Here is a 17,759-nt window from a genome sequence, read left to right as displayed (position 1 = left end):
TTAGAATGTGAAATTGACACCAAGATTATAAGAACGGCTCTTAGGGAAAGCACCGTTATCAACTCCTTGGATAAATGGTGATGTCGAAGTGTTTACCTCCGGGTCGTATCCGCTATACTTGCTCCATGTGAGGAGGTTTGTGCCGGATATGTATACATTGGCTGATTTCAAGAATACTTTCTTGCACCATTTAGGAGGAATATTGTAGCTTAATGTGATTTCTTTGATGCGTAGGAAAGAGCCGTCTTCCATGTTAAAAGAAGAAGGACGGAAGTTTTCCATTTTGTCTTGATAGCGAATCATCGGGAAGTTTGTAATGTCGCCTTGTGCTTTCCAACGTGCTAATGCGTCTTGTCCTAGATTGCTAGTTGTTCTCATGGCATTACGGGTGCGTCTCAACTCGTTCATTATTTTATTTCCGTATGACCATTGCATCATGATATTGAGTGAAACTCCTTTGTAGGAGAATGTATTAGACATACCGCCAATAAACTTAGGATTGGGATCACCGATGATGACGCGGTCATTGTCGTCAATAACTCCGTTTCCATCAATATCCTCCCAAATCATGTCACCGCCTTTAAATGGGGCACCTGTAGAGGCTCCTTTTCGTACCTGGTCTTTTTGTCCGTTGGGCAGTATATAAACGTTATCTTCATCTTTGGAGTAGACACCAAGTGCTTTGTGAGCATAGAATACTCCCATTGGTTCGCCAACTCTTCCTAGTGAGAAGTCTCCTATGATGATATCTTCATTGTTGGGAAGTTCGGTGATTTTATTCCGGTTCATGGAAATATTGAATGACGTTTTCCATTTAAATTTACCGGTAAGGTTGACCGTTTCAAGCAGAAATTCCAATCCTTTATTTTCTACACTTCCGTAGTTTCTTGGAACGGAGGAGAAACCTGTGTAATTGGGGACGGGAAAGTCAAATAATAAATCATTCGTTTTCTTTAGATACGCGTCGGCGTTGAATACTACACGTCCATTGAAGAATGAAAGATCCAAGCCAATATTATATTGAGTTGTTTTTTCCCATCCGATAATATCGTTGGGCATTGCGTTATACAAAATTTCTACATTTCCGTCATATTTGTTGGATGAGGCTGTGTAAGAACCCAATGAGGCGTAATTCGAAATTGTCTGATTACCTGTTACACCGACGCTGGCTCTGAACTTAGCATCACGTAATATCTTTTTCGCAAAGTTCATAAATTTCTCGTCGGAAAAGCGCCACCCGATAGAGGCTGATGGAAATGTCCCGAATCGTTTGTTCTTTCCGAAACGGGAGGAACCGTCGCTTCGAAGAGTGGCTGACGCGAGGTAACGTCCTTTCCAGTCATAACTGACACGCCCGAAGAAAGAGAGTAGTGCCCTTTCTGATTCGCTTCTAGATATGTTGGTGTAAGTAGAGGCATTTTGAATGGTTATAACAGATTTGTCAATATAGCCGTTTCCGTTTAAAACGATTGCTTCTGTTCTGTCTTGTTGGAATGATTGTCCGAGTACTACATTTAAATGATGAGATTTGATTTTTCCGTTATATGACAGTGTGTTTTCGTTTAAAAAACTTTGGCTTTCGCTCTGCCGGAACTTGCCATTATCGCGAGCTGGTGTATTGGAATCGAATTCCTTAGGCATGAAACTGTCTTGATTGGTTTTGCTGATATCTCCGGATACACTGACTCTTAGGTTAAGACCTTTCGTTAGATTTATCTGTATATATTGGTTCATTGTCAACCACCTGCGTTTAAAGTGTATAGGAACTTTGGTCGCTACAGCCAGTGGGTTACGTTGTTCTTTTACTCCTAGCCAGTCTACCACTTCACCGGTTAGAGGATCGTATGGAGAGAAACAAGGATTAGTGAACAAGGCGGCTCTTAATGCACTGTAATTGTTGCTTCCTGAAGAGAGGATACGGGTATAATCCATGTTACTGAAAGAAACTTTAGTTCCTGCAGTGATACGTTTCCCTACCTTGTAAAGGAAATTGGCTCTCAGATTAATTTGGTTGTATTTCGTATTAATAACTACTGGTTTAAGATCTCGATATCCGGCTGATACTCCATAAGAGAAACTGTCACTACCACCGCGTACACTTACATCGTTACGGGTTTGGTATGCTGTCCGGAATATTACGTCTTGCCAATCTGTCGTGCGATTGTAGTAGGGATGGAATGGATTGACAATCCAACCTTGTTCGGCAACCTGGTTATTGTTTGCGCGTGCTTCTTTATATGCTGTACGAAATTGCTCGGCGTTCATTGCATCCAGCTTGCGTGAAATGGAGACGACGCTTGACGTATGGCTGACAGTGACAATAGGCTTTGACTTTTCAAACTTGTTTCCACCTTTGGTGGTGATCATAACAATGCCATTGGCGGCACGTGAACCGTAAATAGCTGCTGAAGACGCATCTTTCAGCACTTCGATAGATTCAATGTCGCTTGGGTTGATACCGGCTATGGGACTAAACGTCGCATCACCGTCGATGGAAGAAATATTCTCGCTTTCAATAGGTACGCCATCTACAATATACAGTGGTTCACTACCTCCGTTAATGGAAGACGCACCGCGAATTTTAATCGATGAGCCGGCTCCGGGTTCACCGGAAGTTGACACAATTTGCATGCCCGGAATCTTTCCTTGTAAAGCTGTATTGATATTCCCACCGGAATTAGAGTCCAAATCTTTAGAAGAGATAGTCGTGATCGAGCCAATAATATCTCGCTTGGCTTGAGTTCCGTAACCTATGACCACAACGTCATCCAGTGAATTATAATCTTCTTCTAATTCAATCATATAACTGGTTTTATTTGCTTCCAGTTTGACTATCTTCCTTTTCATTCCGACATAACTTATTTCAAGTTCTTTGTCGGATTGTCCAACGTAAATAGCGAATTTTCCATTAACGTTGGTTACAGTTCCCCGCTTTGTTCCTTTAATAAGGACATTTGCTCCGATGATCAGCTCTTGGTCACTTTTCCCTTTTACGATGCCGGACACTTTTCTATCTTGTGCAAACAGGCTCATGGAACAGGCGGTGATTCCAATTAGTAATAGAAGGATTTTGTTTTTCATACAGTAAATTTGAATTAAACGATTTAAGTGCTTTATATCTTTTACGTAAGCTCACAACAAAAGTAAAGGATTTAGTGCTCTTTAGTTAGTGGAAATACGCAAATCAATCCTCATTTTACGCTAAAGATATTCTGGGAATTCCTCATTTCTTGCAAAATAGTAGAACCTGGCACTAATAACTCCATGGCCCAAAGAGCACTTAATGCTGCATATTTGGAGACAGCCAAAGACTCTCCGTGTACGGCCTTAGGATAAGCTTCTGATAAACGTTTCATGGAACTGAATGAACTTTCGGAACCGAATGCCCAGATATATTTCAATAAAACAGCCCGTAATTCCGGTGAATCTTGGATGTATTCTCTATAGTATATTAGTGGTAAGGCATTTAAAGTACAACGTCCTCCTCGTAAGTACATCTCATTCTCACGTCCTTTTAATAAAGGCGGGAGGAAAGTCCGCCTCAGGTTGTCATCTATAATTTTATTCAGGTTATCATCGTGTAGTGCAAGGCGTACCCAGAACAAGGCTTCTGCTTGGTAGTAGCCCGAGGCAGGGTATGTTGCTTTGACATAATAATTGGCATTGCGTTTTGCAATTGCTTGGTATTGCATTTGAGTAGAGTCTTTCTGTAAGATTCCCATGCAGAGTTGAAAAGCTAGAATATCTGCTCCTACCCAGGATGGTCCTGTTTGTATTTTCTTTTTCCCATATTCGCCCAATCCGTACATTCCTTCGTTAGCATGCCCTTTTGCAAACTCCTGGGGGTGACTTTCTCTCAATGAAGCAGAACGTATACTGTCTATATAAAAAGTTTCCGCCCAATTAAAGAAGCGTGAACACAACCTCTGATATCTTCCTTTTCGTACAGGATCTGTTATGTAGCGTAAGGATTGTGCGATAGCAAGGGCTATTTGTCCACCATCTGCAACATTATATCCGCCTGAATGTTCCAAATATCCCATGGGGAGTTTGCCGTCTTCGGATTGTCTGTCAGCTAACATGTCATAAAACCGAAAGACGCAATTTTCTATTTCTTCAGAAGTTACGATTGGTAAAGTATTATTGCTTTGTGCGCCACAATGTTTCTCTTTTTGTAAGAAATGCAGATAGGCAGACATGGCTCTTACTCCGTAAGCATCTCCGAAATAATGATGACTGATACGCCCGTCCGGGTAAAATTGTTGGTTGCGTATCAGATGTTTGAACGCATAAAGCATTGCTTTTTCTACGTCAACCGAATCACAGAAAGTATCTGTTATTCCTCCCTCATCAGTTGTTAGCGTTATTTGCCAATTGAAATGCTGAAAAGGAAAATCTTCCGGTATTTCAGGAAGAACGATGTCGTATTCTTTGGTTCTCAGGGGAGTAATTATGATATTACTCTCTTTGCATAATAATTTTCCGGCAATCTCAATATGTAGTGTACCGGTCATTGTTTGGTGTAAGGGGTTCTTGATGGTAACACGTAATTGTGGAAATGTACCTTGGGTTGTTGTACAGGTATTTAGTTTGGTTGCGATGATTCTAGGTTTCTTCAGGAGATAGTTTGCCATGTTGGAAAGGGCCTTCCGGCTTTCTTGGTTCTTGAGGACTGTTGCTGGCGGAAGATTGAATGTTGCCACCGCCGAACCTTTATATTCTCCTCCGGCATATAACTCAAGATTAGCAATCGGTTGCTCAGCTTTGGGAGAGGAAAAATGGGAATGAATTGGAATAATACGACTTTCGCGTTTCTTTTTTGTATCATATTTGGAACTGACGTCAGTTCCCATCTTACTGCCGGGATAAGGTTGAAAATTATTTCGTTCTCCCCAAAATGGATCGAATAGCCAGGTAGGGAAACAAATGTTATTTTCTTTAAACGGAATTTCCATGGGTTTCAAGGCGGAGGTAGGAGCATAAATATCTTTTTTGTTTTTGGCTAAGGATAAGCTGCTGACTGCCCAATGCATTTCTTTCTCGCGCCATACAGTTAATAAATTCACACCGAGGGATATTGTTCTGATATTTTCAGGCCGCAATAATCTATAAGCCTCATTGGGGTTGTTATAATCTTCAGGTACAAAATCTGCGAATGAAATAGTATATTTATCCCATGTATTGGTTAGTTTGATAAAGTTGTACCATCTTTTTTCTGCATTGTCAACTATTTCTATCGCTAGTAAATCCATATATGGAGAACCTTTCGCATTGAATGTTAAAAGTGAGAGTTCCGGCTTGGCTTTATCTTGAACGGGTATCTTTATCATTGTACTATGCATGGCTTTTCTTGTCGTAGATAATTCTAAAGCTTCTTTTCCATTAGGTAATGTGATGATGTTGATGATTGCTTTCTCCAAAGAACCGGCCTTAAAATCCTTCTTTTCACGACTTATTTGATAAGAAGATCGATCGGAGAACTTAATTAAAGGGACTTCATCGGTAGCTTGTGGGGTATAATCGAATCCTTTGTCGCCAACTAAGATAATATTGCCGCCGTTTGATAAATAGCGATTAATGGCTATTCGGCTTTCAGGTGGGAGTGGAGTTTCTCCGGATAATAACAGCAAAGCCCCCTTATCTATGGAAAGTGTATTTAGTTCGGCTCTTGTCAGAAATGAAGGCTCAATGTTATTAGCGGCTAATTCATTTTTAAAGGTAAGAGTATTGAACTTGTTACCATATATTGCAATCTTTTCTTTATTGTATATGTATTGGAGTACTTTTTGTGCATATCGTTCTCCTAATGTAATACAGCTTTCTCTGCTGAAGTGGGAATCGGAAAGATCTCCTCTGGATACAAGTTCATCAGCCTTGACGTAATCTGTGTATGGTATATGTTTATTGATCTGACGAATCATATTGTTGAAGTTTTGTGAACGGGAATGTTGAGTCTTGGAATCTATTCTCCAGTGCCCGAGTTCTCCTGCAATGAACCAAAGATTAGGCTCGTTGAGATCTTTTCGGAAATTAGTAATCATTTCTCGAAGTCTGCATGGATATTTGGAAGGATTACTCCAGTCTTCATCAGGAGAGATTGACCTGTCGTCTCCTTCTCCCTGATGCCATAATATTGCCTTTATTCTTCCCCATTTTTGTGCTTCTTTCGCACGCTCGATAGCAGCCTCATAAAGTCCGATGCCGCTACCTTTTGTCCATTCGGATATAGATGTCCCCCCTCTTCCGTTCACGATCATGCCGATTTTGGAATGAATGTGCCGACTTAGATAATGAGCAAATCCATACGAAGGGCTTATTTGTTGTACGCTGATATCATTACGTACAGAAGAATATTTGTTGAAAGGGTTTGATGCAATTTCCCATTTGAGTGCGGGAGTGAGCAGGAAGGTATTGTCCACAGGTTTTAAATCACCTTTTGATTCATCCATATATCCTCTTCCACACATATTGGATTGTCCTATACAGATGAAAATATCCAGTGGCGGGAGGATTTCATAGATTATTCTATAAGTGTTGCTGTTTTTTCTATCTCCGCTTATTATTTGTATATAGCTTGTTCTTTCTTCCTTTTTGCCGGTCAAGGATTGAGGAGGAGTAATTTTAACTTGTTGATTAGGATTTTCTTTTGTAATGGAAATTAGAGGCGTTTGTTGCTTGTAATTATAAGGTAAGTAGTAACGGTATTCTTTTTTCCCCGGTTTGAAAAATTCTATTTTTTCTCCGTCTATTGAAATCTGTTTTATTGTAGTTGTTGAAGTAATAGGGGCTTTTATGAAATGAATACTGTAATTTAAGCTTTCTCCCTTATTTTTTACGGAAATAATCGTTGTCTGTTCTCTATCGTTTGGTGATTGTTGATTGGAACTTTCTATATTTACTTTTGCGCTTTTTACGAACGGGCAGGCTTCTACGGAAGGTATTGCTTTCGCATCTGCTTTCAATTTTACTGTATAATTCAATTGATAAGGAGAGAAGTTTTCAATCGTAGAACCATTAATGTTTATATCGGATAATAAAATGTGATCTTTGTTTAGTTGAGTGATTTCAAGATAAGGTCTATATGTCTTGTTGTTTTCTTTCGATTTGAAAACAACAATATCACCTTTTCCCGATTCATCTTTTATATTAGTGCTGTCACAGATCTCCAATGTGATAAGATTGCCTTTGAGATGACTGTCTCTTTGGAGTTTTCCGGTTAAATCCCAAGTTATCCATTTCCCGTCAGCCGGCACTTCTCTTGTATTTGTAATAAATTTGTTTTTCCCCGTTTCCTTATGTGTGTTGTAACAAAGGTCGTCTTCTGCCCATGAAGTACTATTCGTTAAAGAAACGTTCAAGATATGTTCTCGTTTACTATGACTTTTTCCGTATATATGCAATTTGATACTTTGTATCCATTCCGGATTTGCAGACATTTTGCTTAGGTCGAATTTGAGATAAGTCGTGTATTGATATACTTTTGCCTTATTATAATAACTTTTCAGTTGTAAGGGATCATCTAATCCCTGCACACGGTCATACTTCGCTTTATTGTTTCCACCATGTATGTAAGTATCATCGGTTGGATAGATACGTATTGTTTTTTGAGCTGATAATAGTTGGAATATAAAAAATAATAGTCCGGTTGCTAGAAAGATTCGTTTCATAATATCAAGATATTTGATGTTTACTTGGCAAAAGTGCGGAATTACTGGAATATTATTCAATCTAAATCCGAAAACTAATCTTCAGAAAACGAAAGGTTATCTCTGGCTAGTCTTCTTTTGGCGATATTCAAGTGGTGGGCATCCTTTGTATTTTTTAAAGACACGTGAGATATTATTGTAATCCTTAAAGCCGACTTCTATGGCTAAATCGGCTAATGGTCGGTCGGTTGTGAGTAGTAAGTCTGCAAGATGATTACACCGGCAATTCAGAATATACTGGTATATGGAAGTGTTCAGTGCATTTTTGAATTTCACTTCAAAGTTTCTGCGGGATAATGGAATATTTGCAAGCAGAGATTCTATGGTCAGGTCGGAACTGTAATGGGTTTCTATGTACTTCACAACCTCCAGTATGTAGGGATCTTTGATATTGTGCTTTTCCGTAGATTGTCGCAATTCGATACGGATAGGGTTGATAACAATATTGAAAGTACCCTCATGTTCTTTCTTTATTTGTCGGTGGACCAGTCTGCCGATAGAATATCCTCCCTTTTCTACTTCGAGCTCTATGGATGAAATGGGAGGGTCGGAAATGTTACACATCAGTTCGTCGTTGTCCACACCTAATAAGGCAATATCCTCCGGAATCGGTATATTCGTCATTTTGCAAGTTTCGGAAATGAACAAGGCATGTGCATCATCACAACAGAATAAGGCAACAGGCTTGGGAAGTTCCTGTAACCACCGGCTGACTTCCATTCGTATTTCATCTTCTTGTTTATCCGATTCGAAACTGAAAAATTCGCCTCCGATACGTTTTACTTCCTGCCGATACCCTTCGCAACGTTCGTCAGACCAAACCACCCCTTTAACACCGAAATAAGCAAAATTGCGAAACATTCTTTTGGCAAAAAACTGGGCTGCCATTCTTCCCGTTCCTTTATAGTCGCCTGTCAAATTAGAGTAAGTGACGCTCCGGTGATGATAGTTTTGTAGTACTACCGGAATATTCAGCTCCTTCTGCAAATCGATCGTATCATTATTCCACTGACCGATAATGGCGTCGGCTTTCCATTCTTTCGCCCATTTCAAAATGCCTTGTTCACCATGCATTGCGCTATAATAAGAAGGTAGCCGGTAAAAGAGCCAGGGGCCGTTTTCTTTGGAGTATTGGACAAGTCCCCGTAGCAGTTTCCTGTCAAATTCGCTTGAATAGTCTATCAATAGAAGAATCTTAATCATAGTTCTATGTTTTTCTTTAGTATAATGTAGTGATGCACAAATATAGAAGAATTCCTTTGTTCTCTCGCAATAAAGACTTAATTTTGTTGCAGCCAACACTTATCTGACACCCGGGTCTCATGAGCACTGACACCCGGGTGTTGGTATGCTTGACACCCGGGTCTCAATGGTGTTGACACCCGGGTGTCAGATAGAACGCGAGTATAAACGAAAAAAGAAAGGAGTATAAACGATGGCAGTGCCTTATGTAGTGAGAAAAAAAGCCGATTTAACATCGGGAGAAAGAAAAGAATTATGGTATGGTGTACCCAAAAAACTGATAGATCCGATTCGGAATAGAGAATTTGCCGAGTACATGGAAAAACGGAGTGGATTTCATCGCGGGCAGATAGATGGTATATTGACGGAAATGGTTGATGCTATCCGTAGTCTGTTGTCTATCGGACAGCCGGTTACTATCGAAGGACTTGGCACATTCCATACGTCACTGACCAGTCCGGGATTTGAACGCCCCGAACAGGTAACTCCGGGAAAGGTGTCCGTTTCACGTGTCTATTTCGTGGCTTGTCCTGAATTTAGCCGGGAAGTGAAAAAAATGAAATGCATGCGTATTCCTTTTAATCTGTATATGCCCGAAGAGATGCTGACCAAAGAAATGAAGAAAGCGGACCGGGAGCAGGAGCGGGAAGAATATGACCGTATGGTGGCACCGGAAATCGATGAAGAAGTTCAGGAATAAGATAAATTAATACCCTCCCTGTCTTATTTATGAGATAAATCCCTATCTTTGTGGCACTTTTTACGAAAAAAGCAAATTCAAATTAATAGATATAGAAAAGAAAATGGCACAAGAAGACGTTTTTAAGAAGCTTGTATCGCATTGCAAAGAGTATGGTTTCGTATTCCCTTCGAGCGATATCTACGACGGACTAGGCGCTGTGTATGACTACGGTCAGATGGGCGTTGAATTGAAAAATAACATCAAGAAATACTGGTGGGACAGCATGGTGCTGTTGCACGAGAACATTGTCGGTATCGACTCTGCCATCTTTATGCATCCTACTATCTGGAAGGCTTCCGGACACGTAGACGCATTCAATGACCCTTTGATTGACAATAAAGACTCTAAGAAACGTTATCGTGCTGACGTGTTGATCGAAGATCAGCTGGCTAAGTATGACGATAAAATCAATAAAGAAGTAGCGAAAGCTGCCAAGAGATTCGGCGAATCTTTTGATGAGGCTCAATTCCGTTCTACCAACGGACGTGTATTGGAGCATCAGGCAAAACGTGACGCACTTCACACTCGCTTTGCTAAAGCTCTGAACGACGGTAATCTGGAAGAATTGCGTCAGATCATTATTGATGAAGAAATCGTATGCCCGATCTCCGGTACAAAGAACTGGACAGAAGTTCGTCAGTTTAATCTGATGTTCTCTACTGAAATGGGTTCTACTTCCGAAGGAGCCATGAAGATTTATCTTCGTCCGGAAACTGCACAGGGTATTTTTGTAAACTACCTCAATGTACAGAAGACGGGGCGTATGAAAGTTCCTTTCGGTATCGCACAGATTGGTAAGGCTTTCCGTAACGAGATCGTTGCCCGTCAGTTCATCTTCCGTATGCGTGAGTTCGAACAGATGGAAATGCAGTTCTTTGTAAAACCGGGAACTGAACTAGACTGGTTCAAGAAATGGAAAGAAATCCGTCTGAAATGGCATAAAGCTCTTGGCTTCGGCGATGCAAGCTATCGTTATCACGATCACGATAAACTGGCTCACTACGCAAATGCCGCTACTGATATTGAATTCCTGATGCCGTTCGGATTCAAAGAAGTGGAAGGTATCCACTCTCGTACTAACTTCGACTTGTCTCAACATGAGAAGTTCTCCGGCAAGAGCATCAAATATTTCGATCCGGAACTGAACGAGTCTTATACTCCGTACGTAATCGAAACTTCTATCGGTGTTGACCGTATGTTCCTTAGCATCATGAGCGCATCTTATTGTGAAGAACAACTGGAGAATGGTGAAAGCCGTGTGGTTCTGAAATTGCCTGCTGCTTTGGCTCCGGTGAAACTGGCAGTTATGCCGTTGGTGAAGAAAGACGGTCTGCCTGAAAAAGCCCGTGAAGTTATTGACAGCCTGAAGTTCCACTTCCATTGCCAATATGACGAAAAGGATAGTATCGGTAAGCGTTATCGCCGTCAGGATGCTATTGGTACTCCGTACTGTGTAACAGTCGATCATCAGACATTAGAAGATAACTGCGTGACATTGCGTAATCGCGATACCATGCAACAAGAGCGTGTAGCTATCTCTGAACTGAATAACATTATTGCAGACAGAGTAAGCATCACTTCTCTATTGAAAACTTTACAATAAACCTTTAACGAATGAGTAAAAAGATCTATTTATTCTCCTTAGTATTGCTGGCTTTGGCGTTCACTGCTTGTAGTGAAACGGAAACAGTAGACAAGTATGATAATTGGCGTTCACGCAATGAATCATTTATTGATTCTTTGGCAAATGTGTTTGAAGCGGGAACTGACCCTCTGTTACTACGGATTAAAGTGGAACAAGGCAATGATTATATTTATTATAAGACGAAAACTCCGATCACTGTGAATAGCGTACATACGGAAGTTCTCGGAGAGAAGCCGACATCCACAGCGGTTGTGAAGGCTTTCTATAAAGGTACGAATATATTGGGTGAACGTTTCGATGGTTTTGAGGGAGCTGATCCGGTGGATGGAGATTCGAATGCCTCTCAACCGGATACCCCTCCAGTGTCATTCGATTTGTCCGGTAGTGTAATAGAAGGCTGGAAAGAAGCAATACCTCATATGAAAGTTGGTGAACGTTGGTTGATATATATACCTTGGAAATATTGTTATGGCAGTACCGGAAATAGTAATACAACTCTCATTCCTGGTTATTCAGCTTTGATTTTTGATATTCAACTGCTTGATGCAGATAGTATTCAGAAGAAGTCGGAGCCGTCAAAAGATTAAAAAATATATTGTTATTTAAGAAAAAGTTGTTTGATTGTTTATAGAACGTCAAATAACTTTTTCTTTTTAGGTATAAATCGTGTCTTGTTTTTATTTTTTCTTATCGTATTTTATACTACTCTCCCTAATCTGCAAATGTGTCGGAATCGTTACCTGCTTGATTGTCTTATCTCCTTTTATCTGATCGATAAGTAGTTGGCAGGCAGTTTCTCCCATTTTATAAGTTTGATGTGATACAGCAGATAATTTCGGTTCCACATAATTAGCATGCTGCTCGTCTGTATACCCGATGATTGCCACATCATTCGGAATCCGGAGGCCATGGTTTTTGACGACTTCCATTGCTGCGAAAGCCAATGTGTCATTCATGGCAAGAATAGCATCCGGAGGCTGTGGAAGTGACAGTAAAGTTTCTGTGGCAATCTTGCCTTCCTCATAATCAATCTTCCGGCAGACTACCAGCTCTTTTTCGATCGGAATACGATTCTCACGCAAGGCTTCCAGATAGCCATGTTTTCTTCTCTTTACAATATCCAGATGATTAGCTCCTCCGATAAAAGCTACCCGCTCGCTTCCATTATCCAGGAGATGTTGTGTAGCCATCTGTGCGGATTGTGCCCCGTCTGCTATCACCGATGAAAATTGGTCGGTCAGGCAAACACGGTCGAACAGGATAAGTGGCATATTAATGTCTTTCAAGGTGGAGATGTGGGAGAAATCGGTTGTTTCTTGAGACAGACAGGCGATGATACCTTCCACACGCATATTGACCAGATTCTCAATATTTCTTTTTTCGTGCTCGTAAGACTCATGCGAGGTCGTGATAATCACGAAATACCCGTTGGCAATAGCCATATTCTCTATTCCATTCAGAATTGATGCAAAGAAATGAGTGACAATATCCGGGACTACCACTCCAATGATACGTGGCGCATTTTTCCGCAGGCTCATGGCAAAAGGATTGGGACGGTAGTTCATCTCTTTAGCCAGTGCCTTTGCTTTAGCACAAAGTTCACGGCTGATTTCCGGACTATCTTTTAGTGCCCTGGATACAGTAGGAATTGATACCCCCAGTGCTTGGGCGAGATCTTTGAGTGAAGTATGTTTCCGGTTTTCCATTTGAAAGTCTGCAACTTAGATTCTTTTTACAAAGAAAGCACATTCCCGGAAAATTAAAAGCATCTGAAGCAATATTTTTTACGTAAACCGTTACGTTGGTTTTTCGACCGCTCTCTGCTGCACTGAAACTATTACTGACCTATTTTTGTCGCATACAAAATGATTTAAAACCTAAAAGTATGCAATACCATGAAATCGGAAAGACAGGGATGAAAGTATCATCTCTTAGTTTTGGAGCTTCTTCTTTAGGAGGAGTTTTCCATGATTTGAAAGAAAAAGAAGGCATTCAGGCTGTGTTTACCGCTGTTGAGGCAGGAATGAACTTTATCGATGTGTCTCCTTATTACGGACATTATAAAGCGGAAACTGTTTTAGGAAAGGCGCTTAAAGATCTTCCTCGCGACCGTTATTACCTTTCTACCAAAGTGGGACGTTATGGAAAAGATGGAGTAAATCTGTGGGATTACTCTGCAAAGCGTGCTACCGAAAGTGTGTATGAGAGCATGGAACGTTTGAATATAGATTTTATCGATCTGATAAATGTACACGATGTTGAATTTGCCGATTTGAATCAGGTAGTTAATGAGACTCTGCCTGCTTTGGTTGAGTTGCGTGAAAAAGGAGTGGTAGGACACGTTGGAATTACCGACTTGCAACTCGAGAACCTGAAATGGGTAATTGACCATTCACCAAGCGGTACGATTGAATCTGTGCTTAGCTTCTGCCATTATTGTCTGTGTGATGATAAATTAGCAGACTTCCTGGACTACTTCGAATCCAAAGAAATCGGCGTAATTAATGCTTCTCCCCTTTCAATGGGGCTGTTGAGTGAACGTGGCGTGCCTGCCTGGCATCCGGCTCCCAAACCCTTGGTAGAGGCTTGCCGTAAAGCAATGGAACATTGCAAAGCTAAGAATTATCCGATTGAGAAGCTGGCTATGCAGTTCTCCGTCAGCAATCCCCGTATAGCAACGACTTTATTTAGTACAACTAATCCGGAGAATGTGAAAAAGAGCATCGCTTTCATCGAAGAACCTATTGACTGGGAACTCGTTCGGGAAGTGCAGGAGATTATCGGAGAGCAGAAACGTGTAAGTTGGGCAAACTCATAAAACAGCGTCATTCGTATGGACTATACAATTATTGATGCGCACGCCCATCTGTGGTTACGACAGGATACTGTTGTGGACGGATTGCCTATCCGGACTTTGGAAAATGGCCGTTCGGAATTTATGGGAGAAATCCGGCAAATGGTTCCGCCCTTTATGGTAGACGGAGTGAATAGCGCGGAAGTTTTTCTTTCGAATATGGACTATGCGCAAGTGGCTGCGGCTGTCATTACTCAAGAGTTTATTGACGGTATTCAGAATGATTATTTGTCGGAAGTCGTTTCCCATTATCCCAACCGTTTCTTTGTTTGCGGAATGTGTGAGTTTCGCAAACCTGGATTTTTGGAGCAGGCGAAAGAGCTTATAGCCAAAGGTTTTAAGGCTATAAAAATCCCTGCCCAGCGCTTGTTGTTAAAAGAGGGACGGGTAATGCTGAATAATGAGGAAATGATGCAGATGTTTCATTCGATGGAAGAACAGAATGTCATGCTTTCCATCGATTTGGCTGACGGAGCAACACAGGTTCCCGAAATGGAAGAGATTATTCAGGAATGTCCCCGCCTAAAAATAGCTGTCGGACACTTCGGAATGGTGACACGTCCAGACTGGAAAGAACAAATCCGCCTGGCACGTCATCCCAATGTGATGATTGAATCCGGCGGAATCACCTGGCTTTTCAATGATGAATTTTATCCTTTCAAAGGAGCAGTGAAAGCCATTCGGGAAGCGGCGGATTTAGTTGGCATGGAGAAACTGATGTGGGGATCGGACTATCCGCGCACCATTACTGCGATCACCTACAAGATGTCATACGATTTTGTGGTGAAGTCTTCCGAGTTGACGGAAGAGGACAAAAGACTCTTTTTGGGAGAAAATGCCCAAAACTTCTATGGATTCACGGATCTCCCCGTACTTCCTTACATCAAGAACATGTCCGAATGATGGAGAAAACATCTTTATCGTAAAACTAGATTTATACCATGAAAAAGAATACATATACAATACCTTTAGCGTTAGTTTTCTGCCTTTTCTTTCTGTGGGCGATAAGCAGCAATCTGCTTCCCACGATGATCCGGCAATTGATGAAGACATGTGAACTGAATACCTTTGAAGCCTCCTTTACCGAGACTGCCTACTGGTTGGCTTATTTTATTTTCCCCATCCCCATAGCGATGTTTATGAAACGTTACAGCTATAAGGCGGGAATTATTTTCGGACTGGTATTAGCAGCAATCGGAGGCCTGCTTTTCTTTCCTGCCGCCATTTTAAAAGAATATTGGGCTTACCTCTGTATCTTCTTTATTATCGCTACGGGAATGTGCTTTCTGGAGACGGCTGCCAATCCGTATGTGACGGTTTTAGGAGCTCCCGAAACAGCTCCCCGCCGATTGAATCTGGCGCAGTCTTTCAATGGACTCGGAGCTTTTATCGCTGCCATGTTTTTGAGTAAGCTCATCCTTAGCGGAACTCATTACACGCGAGAGACCCTTCCTGTAGATTATCCGGGAGGCTGGCAGGCCTATATCCAATTGGAAACGGATGCCATGAAACTCCCTTATCTGATATTGGCTATATTGTTGATTGCCATAGCTGTTGTCTTCATCTTTTCAAAATTGCCGAAGATTGGGGACGAAGGAGAAACGGCTTCTTCCGATAAAACGACTTCTTCGGGTAAAACGAAAGAGGGTAGCCAGAAAGAAAAACTGATAGACTTCGGTGTATTGAAGCACTCACATTTGCGGTGGGGAGTGATTGCGCAATTCTTCTATAACGGCGGACAGACGGCGATAAACAGTTTGTTCCTGGTTTACTGTTGCACTTATGCCGGATTGCCGGAAGATACAGCGACTACCTTCTTCGGATTGTATATGCTTGCATTTCTTTTGGGGCGTTGGATCGGTACCGGATTGATGGTGAAATTCCGTCCACAGGATATGCTACTGGTTTACGCCTTGATGAATATTCTTTTGTGCGGGGCAGTGATGATATGGGGAGGTATGATCGGGTTATACGCAATGTTGGCTATCTCTTTCTTTATGTCTATAATGTATCCCACGCAGTTCTCATTGGCGTTAAAAGGACTGGGGAATCAGACAAAGAGCGGTTCGGCATTTCTGGTAATGGCTATTGTCGGCAATGCCTGCCTGCCACAGTTGACGGCTTATTTCATGCATGCCAATGAGCATATCTATTATATGGCCTATTGTGTGCCGATGATTTGTTTTGTCTTCTGTGCATATTACGGCTGGAAAGGTTATAAAGTAATCGATTAATAAACTTATTATCAAACATATCAAATGAAAGCAGTTCAAATTGTCAATCCCTCCGAAATGAAGGTGGTTGAACTGGAAAAACCGACCGTTGGTGCCGGTGAAGTATTAGTAAGAATCAAGTATGTGGGTTTCTGTGGCTCTGATCTGAATACCTTTTTAGGACGTAACCCAATGGTGAAGTTACCGGTAATCCCGGGACATGAGGTAGGAGCGGTGATTGAGGAGATTGGTCCGAATGTTCCGGCTGGCTTCGAAAAAGGGATGAACGTGACATTGAATCCATACACCAATTGTGGTAAATGTGCTTCTTGTCGTAATGGTCGTGTCAATGCCTGTGAGCATAATGAAACGTTAGGGGTACAGCGCAATGGAGTGATGTGCGAATATGCAGTTTTACCTTGGACGAAGATTATTCCGGCTGGTAATATCTCTCCTCGCGATTGTGCGTTGATTGAGCCGATGAGTGTCGGATTCCATGCGGTATCTCGTGCGCAGGTGATCGATAATGAGTTTGTGATGGTTATTGGCTGCGGTATGATTGGTATCGGTGCCATTGTACGTGCTGCTTTGAGAGGGGCAACGGTCATTGCTGTCGACTTGGATGACGAGAAACTGGAACTGGCGAAAAGGGTAGGTGCTTCTCATGTGATTAACTCCAAGACAGAAAATGTACACGAACGGATGCAACAGATAACGGAGGGCTTCGGTGCCGATGTGGTGATTGAAGCTGTCGGCAGTCCGGTCACTTATGTGATGGCGGTGGATGAAGTCGGATTTACGGGGCGTGTGGTTTGCATCGGTTATGCCAAAAGCGAAGTAGCTTTCCAAACGAAATATTTCGTTCAGAAAGAACTGGATATTCGTGGTTCCAGAAATGCGTTGCCGGCAGATTTCCGTGCGGTTATTAATTATATGAAAGAAGGGAATTGTCCGGTGGAAGAACTGATTTCGAAGATAGCAAAACCGGAAGGAGCTTTGGAAGCTATGCAGGAATGGACGGCTAATCCGGGAAAAGTGTTCCGTATACTGGTTGAGTTCTGATAAGTTCTTGTAATAAGAATAGTTGTTGATGCCTGTTGTTTCGGGTATGTAATAAGTGAGAGGAGGCTGAATACAGTCTCCTCTCTTTGGGAGATAGGGTGATGTAACATGAGTAAATATAGATGTAACATTCTTCATTCGATATGTAGCATCACAAAGAAATCATGTAGCATACTTTGGGCAATATATCTGTTTGCATTTTCTATTTTTGTGATGTGGAAGATAACAAGGAATATTTTAAATAATTAGCTTTCAAATAATAGATAATGTAGCCAGTTAATAAAAAAACGATGAT

Annotated in this window: 11 protein-coding genes; 7 read left to right on the top strand and 4 right to left on the bottom strand. The window is 41.5% G+C overall.

The window, feature by feature from the left end:
- The 3 genes from DXA54_RS07755 to DXA54_RS07745 form a co-directional block, all read right to left on the bottom strand.
- Window positions 1-3,081, bottom strand: coding sequence for a SusC/RagA family TonB-linked outer membrane protein (locus DXA54_RS07755; protein ID WP_118418509.1), 3,081 nt, complete (start codon window positions 3,079-3,081; stop codon window positions 1-3).
- A gap of 110 nt (window positions 3,082-3,191) precedes the next feature.
- A complete protein-coding gene (locus DXA54_RS07750) occupies window positions 3,192-7,667 on the bottom strand; it encodes a sialate O-acetylesterase (protein WP_055235189.1) in 4,476 nt (1,491 codons plus the stop codon).
- A gap of 96 nt (window positions 7,668-7,763) precedes the next feature.
- Complete coding sequence (locus DXA54_RS07745) at window positions 7,764-8,909, bottom strand: xylose operon transcription regulator XylR (protein ID WP_055235191.1); 1,146 nt, start codon at window positions 8,907-8,909, stop codon at window positions 7,764-7,766.
- 232 nt (window positions 8,910-9,141) lie between these two features.
- On the opposite strand from DXA54_RS07745, the gene DXA54_RS07740 reads away from it, so the two are divergent.
- The 3 genes from DXA54_RS07740 to DXA54_RS07730 all read left to right on the top strand — a co-directional run bounded on the left by DXA54_RS07740 (window position 9,142) and on the right by DXA54_RS07730 (window position 11,922).
- On the top strand, window positions 9,142-9,648 hold the full coding sequence (locus tag DXA54_RS07740; RefSeq protein ID WP_004299627.1) for an HU family DNA-binding protein: 507 nt from the start codon (window positions 9,142-9,144) through the stop codon (window positions 9,646-9,648).
- 103 nt (window positions 9,649-9,751) lie between these two features.
- Window positions 9,752-11,293 (top strand): glycine--tRNA ligase, encoded by a 1,542-nt coding sequence (locus DXA54_RS07735; protein WP_004299629.1) that lies wholly within the window; start codon window positions 9,752-9,754, stop codon window positions 11,291-11,293.
- A gap of 11 nt (window positions 11,294-11,304) precedes the next feature.
- Window positions 11,305-11,922: an FKBP-type peptidyl-prolyl cis-trans isomerase gene (locus DXA54_RS07730; protein WP_004324510.1), complete on the top strand. Its 618-nt coding sequence runs from the start codon at window positions 11,305-11,307 to the stop codon at window positions 11,920-11,922.
- Window positions 11,923-12,012: 90 nt separating this feature from the next.
- Here the strand turns inward: DXA54_RS07730 and DXA54_RS07725 are convergent, their stop codons facing one another.
- Window positions 12,013-13,041, bottom strand: a complete 1,029-nt coding sequence (locus tag DXA54_RS07725) for a LacI family DNA-binding transcriptional regulator (protein WP_120079160.1) — start codon at window positions 13,039-13,041, stop codon at window positions 12,013-12,015.
- A 179-nt stretch (window positions 13,042-13,220) separates the two neighbouring features.
- Between DXA54_RS07725 and DXA54_RS07720 the strand changes: the two genes are divergently transcribed.
- Genes DXA54_RS07720 through DXA54_RS07705 form a run of 4 tightly spaced genes read left to right on the top strand, consistent with a single transcriptional unit; the run spans window position 13,221 to window position 17,464 of the window.
- On the top strand, window positions 13,221-14,153 hold the full coding sequence (locus DXA54_RS07720; RefSeq protein WP_120079159.1) for an aldo/keto reductase: 933 nt from the start codon (window positions 13,221-13,223) through the stop codon (window positions 14,151-14,153).
- Window positions 14,154-14,168: 15 nt separating this feature from the next.
- Window positions 14,169-15,092, top strand: a complete 924-nt coding sequence (locus DXA54_RS07715) for an amidohydrolase family protein (RefSeq protein ID WP_120079158.1) — start codon at window positions 14,169-14,171, stop codon at window positions 15,090-15,092.
- Window positions 15,093-15,130: 38 nt separating this feature from the next.
- Complete coding sequence (fucP, locus tag DXA54_RS07710) at window positions 15,131-16,423, top strand: L-fucose:H+ symporter permease (RefSeq protein WP_004314063.1); 1,293 nt, start codon at window positions 15,131-15,133, stop codon at window positions 16,421-16,423.
- Window positions 16,424-16,447: 24 nt separating this feature from the next.
- A complete protein-coding gene (locus tag DXA54_RS07705; protein WP_120079157.1) occupies window positions 16,448-17,464 on the top strand; it encodes a zinc-binding alcohol dehydrogenase family protein in 1,017 nt (338 codons plus the stop codon).
- The last annotated feature ends 295 nt before the right edge of the window (window positions 17,465-17,759 follow it).

It is taken from the genome of Bacteroides sp. OF03-11BH (assembly GCF_003604005.1).
Taxonomy (GTDB): Bacteria; Bacteroidota; Bacteroidia; order Bacteroidales; family Bacteroidaceae; genus Bacteroides; species Bacteroides ovatus.
Note: the sequence above shows the minus strand (reverse complement) of the source record. Positions and strands in the feature narration are given on the sequence as shown.

Bases quoted from the DNA above. Each gene is read 5' to 3' on its own strand.
- DXA54_RS07755 (WP_118418509.1), bottom strand. From the start codon at position 3,081: ATGAAAAACAAAATCCTTCTATTACTAATTGGAATCACCGCCTGTTCC.
- DXA54_RS07750 (WP_055235189.1), bottom strand. From the start codon at position 7,667: ATGAAACGAATCTTTCTAGCAACCGGACTATTATTTTTTATATTCCAA.
- DXA54_RS07745 (WP_055235191.1), bottom strand. From the start codon at position 8,909: ATGATTAAGATTCTTCTATTGATAGACTATTCAAGCGAATTTGACAGG.
- DXA54_RS07740 (WP_004299627.1), top strand. From the start codon at position 9,142: ATGGCAGTGCCTTATGTAGTGAGAAAAAAAGCCGATTTAACATCGGGA.
- DXA54_RS07735 (WP_004299629.1), top strand. From the start codon at position 9,752: ATGGCACAAGAAGACGTTTTTAAGAAGCTTGTATCGCATTGCAAAGAG.
- DXA54_RS07730 (WP_004324510.1), top strand. From the start codon at position 11,305: ATGAGTAAAAAGATCTATTTATTCTCCTTAGTATTGCTGGCTTTGGCG.
- DXA54_RS07725 (WP_120079160.1), bottom strand. From the start codon at position 13,041: ATGGAAAACCGGAAACATACTTCACTCAAAGATCTCGCCCAAGCACTG.
- DXA54_RS07720 (WP_120079159.1), top strand. From the start codon at position 13,221: ATGCAATACCATGAAATCGGAAAGACAGGGATGAAAGTATCATCTCTT.
- DXA54_RS07715 (WP_120079158.1), top strand. From the start codon at position 14,169: ATGGACTATACAATTATTGATGCGCACGCCCATCTGTGGTTACGACAG.
- fucP (WP_004314063.1), top strand. From the start codon at position 15,131: ATGAAAAAGAATACATATACAATACCTTTAGCGTTAGTTTTCTGCCTT.
- DXA54_RS07705 (WP_120079157.1), top strand. From the start codon at position 16,448: ATGAAAGCAGTTCAAATTGTCAATCCCTCCGAAATGAAGGTGGTTGAA.